The organism is Streptomyces sp. NPDC002265 (assembly GCF_040296125.1).
Classification (GTDB): Bacteria; Actinomycetota; Actinomycetes; order Streptomycetales; family Streptomycetaceae; genus Streptomyces.
In genome coordinates, this window is sequence record NZ_JBEOWS010000420.1 from 1 (window position 1) to 7,628 (window position 7,628).

The 7,628-nt window shown below is 74.3% G+C and carries 7 protein-coding genes; 3 read left to right on the top strand and 4 right to left on the bottom strand.

Annotation, left to right across the window (positions count from 1 at the left end):
- Window positions 1-19 precede the first annotated feature (19 nt).
- On the bottom strand, window positions 20-1,246 hold the full coding sequence (locus tag ABT085_RS41160) for a trans-sulfuration enzyme family protein (RefSeq protein ID WP_351620606.1): 1,227 nt from the start codon (window positions 1,244-1,246) through the stop codon (window positions 20-22).
- 60 nt (window positions 1,247-1,306) lie between these two features.
- Between ABT085_RS41160 and ABT085_RS41165 the strand changes: the two genes are divergently transcribed.
- Both ABT085_RS41165 and ABT085_RS41170 read left to right on the top strand, forming a co-directional pair.
- Window positions 1,307-1,804: an Lrp/AsnC family transcriptional regulator gene (locus ABT085_RS41165; RefSeq protein WP_351620609.1), complete on the top strand. Its 498-nt coding sequence runs from the start codon at window positions 1,307-1,309 to the stop codon at window positions 1,802-1,804.
- Window positions 1,805-1,879: 75 nt separating this feature from the next.
- The gene (locus tag ABT085_RS41170) at window positions 1,880-3,571 is read left to right on the top strand and encodes a DUF885 domain-containing protein (RefSeq protein WP_351620612.1); all 1,692 of its coding nucleotides are present in this window, start codon (window positions 1,880-1,882) and stop codon (window positions 3,569-3,571) included.
- A 10-nt stretch (window positions 3,572-3,581) separates the two neighbouring features.
- On the opposite strand, the gene ABT085_RS41175 is transcribed toward ABT085_RS41170, so the two are convergent.
- Window positions 3,582-4,427: an SDR family oxidoreductase gene (locus ABT085_RS41175; RefSeq protein ID WP_351620615.1), complete on the bottom strand. Its 846-nt coding sequence runs from the start codon at window positions 4,425-4,427 to the stop codon at window positions 3,582-3,584.
- Between the two features lie 179 nt (window positions 4,428-4,606).
- Window positions 4,607-5,131, bottom strand: coding sequence for a rhodanese-like domain-containing protein (locus ABT085_RS41180; protein WP_351620618.1), 525 nt, complete (start codon window positions 5,129-5,131; stop codon window positions 4,607-4,609).
- Window positions 5,132-5,275: 144 nt separating this feature from the next.
- Here ABT085_RS41180 and ABT085_RS41185 point away from each other — a divergent pair, with 144 nt between their 5' ends.
- Window positions 5,276-5,722 carry an Lrp/AsnC family transcriptional regulator gene (locus ABT085_RS41185; RefSeq protein ID WP_351620623.1) on the top strand — a complete coding sequence of 149 codons (447 nt, stop codon included), beginning with the start codon at window positions 5,276-5,278 and terminating at the stop codon, window positions 5,720-5,722.
- Between the two features lie 33 nt (window positions 5,723-5,755).
- Here the strand turns inward: ABT085_RS41185 and ABT085_RS41190 are convergent.
- Window positions 5,756-7,628, bottom strand: a 1,873-nt coding sequence (locus tag ABT085_RS41190; protein ID WP_351620626.1) for an SbcC/MukB-like Walker B domain-containing protein, incomplete at its 5' end; no start/stop codon positions are given.

Sequence of the window (7,628 nt, forward strand, 5' to 3'; positions counted from 1 at the left end):
CCGCTCCTGACCGCTCGGTTCAGACGGCCGACGGTTGCGGGTCCGCCGCCTCGGTCCGGTCGGCGGTACCCGTGGCCCTGGCCGTCTCGCCCAGTGCCCCGTCCAGGTCGGCCCACAGGTCCTCGACGTCCTCCAGGCCCACCGAGAGCCGCAGCAGCCGGTCGCCCACGCCGGCCCCGTGCCGGTCCACCGCGTCCACGATCCGGTGGCTGATGGAGGCGGGGTGCTGGATGAGCGTGTCGACACTGCCGAGGCTCACGGCCGGAGTGATCAGCCGGACGCCGGCGATGACCTCGTGCGGGTCGCCGTGGACCTCGAAGGCGATCATCGCGCCGCCGATCCGCGGATAGTGGACGCGGGCGACGCGTGGGTCGGCGGTGAGGCGGCGGGCGAGTTCGGCGGCGTTCTCGGACGCGGCACGCACCCGTACCGGCAGGGTCGACAGGCCGCGCAGCAGCAGATAGCCGGCCAGCGGGTGCAGCACCCCGCCGGTGGCGAACCGCACCTGGCGCAGCCGCCCGGCGAACTCCTCGTCACAGGCCACCACGCCGGCCATCACGTCGCCGTGTCCGCCGAGGTACTTGGTGGCGCTGTGCAGCACCAGCCGCGCACCCTGCTCGGCCGGGCGTTGCAGGACGGGTGTGGCGAAGGTGTTGTCGGCGAGCAGCGGTACCGAGCCACAGGCGTGGGCGACGGCCCGCAGGTCCACCTCGGCGAGGGTCGGGTTCGCCGGGGTCTCGACCATGACCAGGCCCGTGTCGGGGCGCAGGGCGTCGGCGATGCCGGCCGGGTCGGTCCAGGTCACCTCCGAGCCGAGCAGTCCGGCGGTCAGCAGATGGTCGCTGCACCCGTACAGCGGGCGCACGGCCACCACGTGCCGCAGGCCCATCGAGCCGCGGACCAGCAGCACGGCGCTGAGCGCGGCCATGCCGCTGGCGAACGCGACCGCGCTCTCGGTGCCCTCCAGCCGTGCCAGGGCCGTCTCGAACCGGGCGACCGTGGGGTTGCCGAGCCGGGCGTAGACCGGCGGGCCGTCCGGCTCGGCGCCAGTCTGCGCGAACGCGTCGATGCGGGCGGCCTCACCCCTGCTGTCGTAGGAGGGGTAGGTGGTGGACAGGTCGATGGGCGGGGCGTGGAGCCCCTGGCGGGCGAGGTCGTCCCGGCCGGCATGCACGGCCTCGGTGGCCAGTGCCCTCGAAGGAATGCGTACGTCGTCGTACGGCGCGAACGCGCTCGCTGAGTCCATGGACCGAAGGGTGAACAACGACCGGGGCAGTGGATTCGAACACCGTGCTACGTTCGGGTCATGGCCGAATCTGTCGTACTGGATCCGGTGGACCTTCATCTGCTGCGGCTGTTGCAGAACGACGCCCGGACCACGTTCCGTGATCTCGCCGCGCAGGTCGGGGTCGCACCGTCGACTTGTCTGGACCGCGTGACGCGACTGCGCCGCTCGGGGGTGATCCTCGGCCACCGGCTTCAGGTGGACCCGGCGAAGCTGGGTCGCGGGCTGGAGGCGCTGCTGATGGTGCAGGTCAGGCCGCACCGACGGGAGCTGGTGGGACCGTTCGTGGAGCGGATCCGCGCGCTGCCGGAGGCGCGCACCGTCTTCCACCTCACCGGTCCGGACGACTATCTCGTCCATGTCGCGGTCGCGGACATGGCCGACCTCCAGCGCCTGGTGCTGGACGAATTCACCTCGCAGCGCGAAGTGGCCAGGGTAGAGACCCGGTTGATCTTCCAGCAGTGGGAATGCGGCCCGCTGCTGCCGCCGGAGAAGCCGGGCGCGTCCAAGCCCGGCTGACGCCACCCGGCCCCGCCGTACCTTGCCTGATAAACCGGGCTGACGCGGCACCGGTATCCGTACGAGGATGTCCGCATGTCAGAGACGAAGAGCCCGCTGCCCCGCCAGGTCGCCGACGCCTATGTCGACGACCTGATCGCCCTCGACCCGATCACCGGCACCTATCTCGGCGTGCAGGAGAGTTCGAGCCGCCTGCCCGACACCTCGCCCGCGGGACAGGAGGCGCTCGCCGCGCTGGCCCGCACCACGCTCGCCCGGCTAGACGAGGCCGAGCGCCAACCGGGCGCGGACAGCGACATCGAGCGCCGCTGCGGACGGCTGCTGCGCGAACGGCTGACCGCGGAGCTCGCCGTGCACGAGGCCGACGAGCATCTGCGCGCGGTCGGCAACCTGCACACCGCGCCGCATTCGGTGCGCGAGGTCTTCACCATCACGCCGACACAGACCGAGGAGGACTGGGCGGCGATCGCCGAGCGGCTGCGCGCGGTGCCGGCCGCGCTGAGCGGCTACCGCGAGTCCCTCGCCCTGGGCCTGGAGCGCAAGCTGTACGCGGCGCCGCGCCCGACGGCCACGTTCATCGGCCAGCTCACCGAGTGGTCGGACCCGGACGGCAGCGGCCGCGGCTGGTTCGAGGAGTTCGCGGCGGACGGGCCGCAGGCGCTGCGCGCGGAGCTGGACGAGGCGGCGCGCGGGGCGACGGCGGCCGTCGTGGAGCTGCGGGACTGGATGCGTGATGTGTACGCGCCCACGATCGAGGGCGCGCCGAACACGGTGGGCCGCGAGCGCTACGCCCGCTTCTCGCGCTACTTCAACGGCACGGACCTCGATCTCGACGAGGCGTACGCGTACGGCTGGGCCGAGTACCACCGGCTGCGCGGCGAGATGGAGCAGGAGGCCGAGCGGATCCTGCCGGGCGCCGCGACGCCGTGGGTGGCGCTCGCCCACCTCGACGAGCACGGCAAGCACATCGAAGGCGTCGACGAGGTCCGCGACTGGCTCCAGGGCCTGATGGACCAGGCGATCGACGCCCTGGACGGCACGCACTTCGAACTCGCCGAACGGGTGCGGAAGGTGGAGTCCTGCATCGCGCCTCCGGGCGGTGCCGCGGCGCCGTACTACACGGCGCCGACGGAGGATTTCTCCCGTCCGGGCCGTACCTGGCTGCCGACGATGGGCCAGACCCGCTTCCCGGTCTACGACCTCGTCTCCACCTGGTACCACGAGGGCGTCCCCGGCCACCACCTCCAGCTGGCGCAGTGGGCGCACGTCGCGGCGGACCTCTCCCGCTACCAGGCGACGCTCGGCGGGGTGAGCGCCAACGCCGAGGGCTGGGCGCTGTACGCGGAGCGGCTGATGGACGAGCTGGGCTTCCTGACCGACGCCGAACAGCGGCTGGGCTATCTCGACGCGCAGATGATGCGGGCCGTGCGCGTCATCGTCGACATCGGCATGCACCTGGAGCTGGAGATCCCGGCGGACTCCCCGTTCCACCCGGGCGAGCGCTGGACCCCGGAGCTCGCCGAGGAGTTCTTCGGCGCGCACAGCAGCCGGCCGACGGACTTCGTCGAGAGCGAGCTGACCCGCTATCTGACGATCCCCGGCCAGGCGATCGGCTACAAGCTCGGCGAGCGGGCCTGGCTGCTGGGCCGGGAGAAGGCGCGCGAGCGGCACGGCGACGCCTTCGACCTCAAGGCCTGGCACATGGCGGCCCTGTCGCAGGGTTCGCTGGGCCTGGACGACCTGGTGGACGAGCTGTCGCGGTTGTGATGCGCGGGGCTCACCGGCGAAAGCCGCCCTCCGAGTCGATGACCTGACCGGTGACCCACTCCGCCTCGTCCGTGGCCAGCCACGCGATGAGGCGGGCCGGGTCGTCGGGCAGCCCCCACCGGCCGGCCGGGAAGCGGGCGGCGACGGCCGCGTGGTCGTCGCCGCTCGCGTAACCGGTGTCCACGGGGCCCGGGTTGACGGTGTTGACGGTGACGCCCTGCCCGGCGAGCGTGGTCGACAGCGAGCGGGTGACGGAGGCCAGCGCGCCCTTCTGGAGGGCGTACGCGATCTCGTCGGGCATCCCGCCCGCGTGGTCCTGCCCGGACGTCATCATCACCACCCGTCCGCCCGCCGTGCGTGACGGCAGGGCCGCGCGCAGCCGGGCGTACGCCTGGACCAGGAGCAGCACGGAGCGGGCATCGACCGCCCAGTGGGCGTCGAGCATCGCCGCGTCGACCGTGTCGAGGGTGCCGTCGGATCCGCTGAGGGCGTGGTTGGCCACGAGGATGTCGAGCCGTCCGCCCAGCGCCGCGGCGGCGGTGCCGACCAGCGCGGCGGGCGCGGCCGGGTCGGCCAGGTCGCCCGGCCCCGCGACGACCCGGGCCCGCGGGTCGCCGAGTGCGGCGCGTACGGAGGCGATCACTTCCTCGGTCCGGTCGGCGCCCCAGGGCATGGCGGTGTCGTGCGGGACGTGATGGTGCAGGTAGACGCTCGCCCCGTACGCGGCGAGCCGCCGGGCCACCGCGTGCCCGATGCCGGCCCGGCGGCTGGCCCCGGTGACCAGGGCGGTCCGGCCGCGCAGGGGCAGCGGGTCACGACGGAGCTCCTCGGGCGCGGGCTGCGGGGTGCGGGTCACGGACGACCATGATGGAGCCCCTGCGGGACCGGTGCACGCGAATCGCACTTCTTCCCGTGCCCGTCGGCCCGCCCGGCCCCATCGGCCCGCCCTGTCACGTCGGCCCGCCCGGTCACGTCGGTCGCCTGCCCACGTCGGCCGACCGGATCACGCGGGCGCCGGTCACGTCGGCCTCCGGGTCAGCAGCCGCAGTCCTGCGCGTCCACCGGTGCCGTCAGCGCGTCCGCGTCCCGGCGCGCGGGGCCCTCCCAGGTCTCGTAGGCGAAGCCCTCGCGCACCCAGTACTCGAAGCCGCCCAGCATCTCCTTGACCTGGTAGCCGAGTTCGGCGAGGGCGAGGGCGGCCCGGGTGGCACCGTTGCAGCCGGGGCCCCAGCAGTACGTCACGACCGGTACCGACTTGTCGAGGAGCCGGTCGGCCTGTCCGGCGATGAGCGCGGTCGGCAGGTGGACCGCGCCGGGGATGTGACCCTGGTCCCAGGACTCGGTGGAGCGGGAGTCCAGGACGACGAAGCCGGGGTCGCCCTCGGCGGCGAGCGCGGCGGCGACATCGGAGACGTCGGCGTGGAAGACGAGGCTCGCGCGGAAGTAGGCGGCGGCCTCGGCCGGGGCCGCCGGGGGCACACGCAGGACGGGGTTGACGGTGGCAGTGGTGGCGGTGGCGGTGGCGGTGGCGGTGGCGGTGGCGGTGGCGGTGGCGGTCATGGTGCGGCCTTCCCTCGGGCCGCCGCGTCGGCAGTGCGGCGGATCTCGACACCCGGAAATCTACGGGCGATGATCACCGTCCTGAAGTGGTGATCCCCGGCCGTCCACTTGATCTGCCGGGGATTCCCCTGCTATTTCTCGGTCATGACCGCGTATTCCCCGGACGCCACCGACTGGCGGATCCTCGAGGCCCTTCAGCACGAGGGCCGCGCCAGCTTCGCCGACCTCGCCCGTGCCGTCTCGATGTCCGCGAGCGCCGTCACCGAACGGGTGCGTCGCCTGGAGGAGGCGGGGGTCATCCAGGGGTACACGGCGGTCGTCGATCCCGAGCGGCTCGGCCTGCCGATCCTCGCGTTCGTCCGCCTGCGCTACCCGAACGGCAACTACAAGCCCTTCCACGACCTCGTCGCGGTGACGCCGGAGATCCTCGAGGCGCACCATGTGACGGGCGACGACTGCTTCGTCATCAAGGTCGCGGCCCGCTCGATGCGTCATCTGGAGGAGGTGTCGGGCAAGATCGGCACGCTGGGTTCGGTCACCACCAGCGTCGTCTACTCCTCGCCCCTGCCCCGGCGCCCGCTCGGCCGGTGACCCGGCGGGGTCCCGGTCCCGGAACCCCCGGGCTCAGCCCGCGCCCCCCGCATCCCGCTGCCGTACCGTCGAGCCCGAGCGGCCCTTCACGACCTCCAGTTGCGCATGGACGCGCCGCCGCAGATCCGCGACATGGCTGACGATGCCGACGCTGCGGTCCCGCTCCCGCAGCGAGTCGAGCACGTCGAGGACCTCGTCGAGGGTCTGGTCGTCGAGGCTGCCGAAGCCCTCGTCGATGAAGAGGGTGTCCAGGCGGACCCCGCCGGCCTCGTCGGTGACGACGTCGGCGAGGCCGAGCGCCAGGGAGAGCGAGGCGAAGAACGTCTCGCCGCCCGACAGGGTCGCCGTGTCCCGTTCCCGCCCGGTCCAGGCGTCGACCACGTGCAGCCCGAGCCCGCTGCGGCCGCGGCCGGCCCGGTCGTCGGAGTGGACGAGGGTGTACCGGCCGGACGACATGCGCTCCAGCCGGGCGCTCGCGGCGGCGGCGACCTGTTCCAGCCGGGCCGCCAGCACATACGACTCCAGGCGCATCCGGCGCTCGTTGTCGGCCGAGGTGCCCGCGGCGAGGCCGGCCAGGCGGGCGACCCGGTCGTACTCCTCGCGCAGCGGGGCCAGCCGCCGTACCCCGGTGGCCGCACGGGTGGAGAGCCGGTCGAGTTCGGCGCAGCGCCGGGCGGCGGCGTCGCGTGCGGAGGCGGCCTCCCGCAGCCGGCGGCCGGCCAGGGCGGCGGCCCGCTCGGCGGCGTCGCCGTCGGCGGGCGGCCGCTGGGCGGCGGCCGCGGTGTCGGCCTCGGCGAGCACGGAGCGTACCGCCGCCTCCTCGGACTGCCAGGCGTCCAGGCGCCGTTGCAGCTCGCGGTGGGCGGTGTCGTCGAGCAGGGCGGCGGCCGCGGCCGCCGGGGTGTCGAAGCCGGCGCGGAAGGCAGCGTCGGCCAGGCGTGCGTCGGCGTCCTTGAGCCGGCGCGCGGTGTCCTCGGCGGTGCGGGCGGCGTCGGCCGCGTCGGTGAGCAGGCCGACCTGCCGCTCCAGCTGGGCACTGCGCGCGGCTACGCTGCCCGCCTCGCCGCTGGCCTGCGCCAACTCCGCCTCCAGCGTGGCCCTTTCACGCTCCAGTCGGTCGCGGTGACCGACCCGGGCGGCGGCCCGGACGGCTGCCTCCTGGCGCAGCGCGGTACGCCGTTCGCGTTCCTGCTCGGCCTGCCTCAACTCCTCGTTGGCCGGGTGCAGTCCGGAGGCGTCACGACGGGCCTCGGCGTACTGCCGCTCCAACTCGTCGGCCTCTCGGACCAGTTGTTCGGTCGGGGTGTCGCCGGCCTCGGCGGTGGCGGCGGCCCGTGCCTCGCGTACGGCGGCGAGCCGCCGTTCCTCCTCCGCGTGGCGTTCCTGTGCGTCGCGGTAGGCGGCCAGGGCGCGTTCCTCCGCCTCCCGCCCGACGTGTCCGGCGACCTTGCGGGCGGGTGCGGGGTGCGCGGTGGCCCCGCAGACGGCGCAGGGCTCGCCGTCCCGCAGGCCCGCGGCCAGTTCGGCGGCGATGCCGTTCAGCCGCTGTTCCTTCAGGTCCAGCCAGCCGGCGCGGGCCTGCGTCGCGTCCTTGTCCGCGTCGAAGGCCCGTCGGCGCGCGGCTTCGACGTCCACGGTGAGCCGGTCGCGGGTGCGGGCGGCGTCGAGGCGTGCCCGCGCGGGCTCGCGTCGTACGGCGAGCTGTTCGGCGAGGGCGGCGGCCGCCTGGGCCGTGGCGATCCGGGCCTGGAGGCCGGTCCGGGCCGTCTCCCATGCGCCGAGCCAGCTCTCGGCCTCGGCGAGGACGTCGTCGTCGGCGCGTTCCTGGCGGTCCAGGCCGCCGCGCTCGGCGGCGAGTTCACCCAGGCGGTGCTCCGCGCGGCGGGCCGACTCCAGGCGGCCGAGC

What these genes read in the sequence shown, in the direction of transcription:
- ABT085_RS41160 (WP_351620606.1), bottom strand. Translation starts at nt 1,246, where the DNA reads ATGGACTCAGCGAGCGCGTTCGCGCCGTACGACGACGTACGCATTCCT.
- ABT085_RS41170 (WP_351620612.1), top strand. Translation starts at nt 1,880, where the DNA reads ATGTCAGAGACGAAGAGCCCGCTGCCCCGCCAGGTCGCCGACGCCTAT.
- ABT085_RS41165 (WP_351620609.1), top strand. Translation starts at nt 1,307, where the DNA reads ATGGCCGAATCTGTCGTACTGGATCCGGTGGACCTTCATCTGCTGCGG.
- ABT085_RS41180 (WP_351620618.1), bottom strand. Translation starts at nt 5,131, where the DNA reads ATGACCGCCACCGCCACCGCCACCGCCACCGCCACCGCCACCGCCACC.
- ABT085_RS41185 (WP_351620623.1), top strand. Translation starts at nt 5,276, where the DNA reads ATGACCGCGTATTCCCCGGACGCCACCGACTGGCGGATCCTCGAGGCC.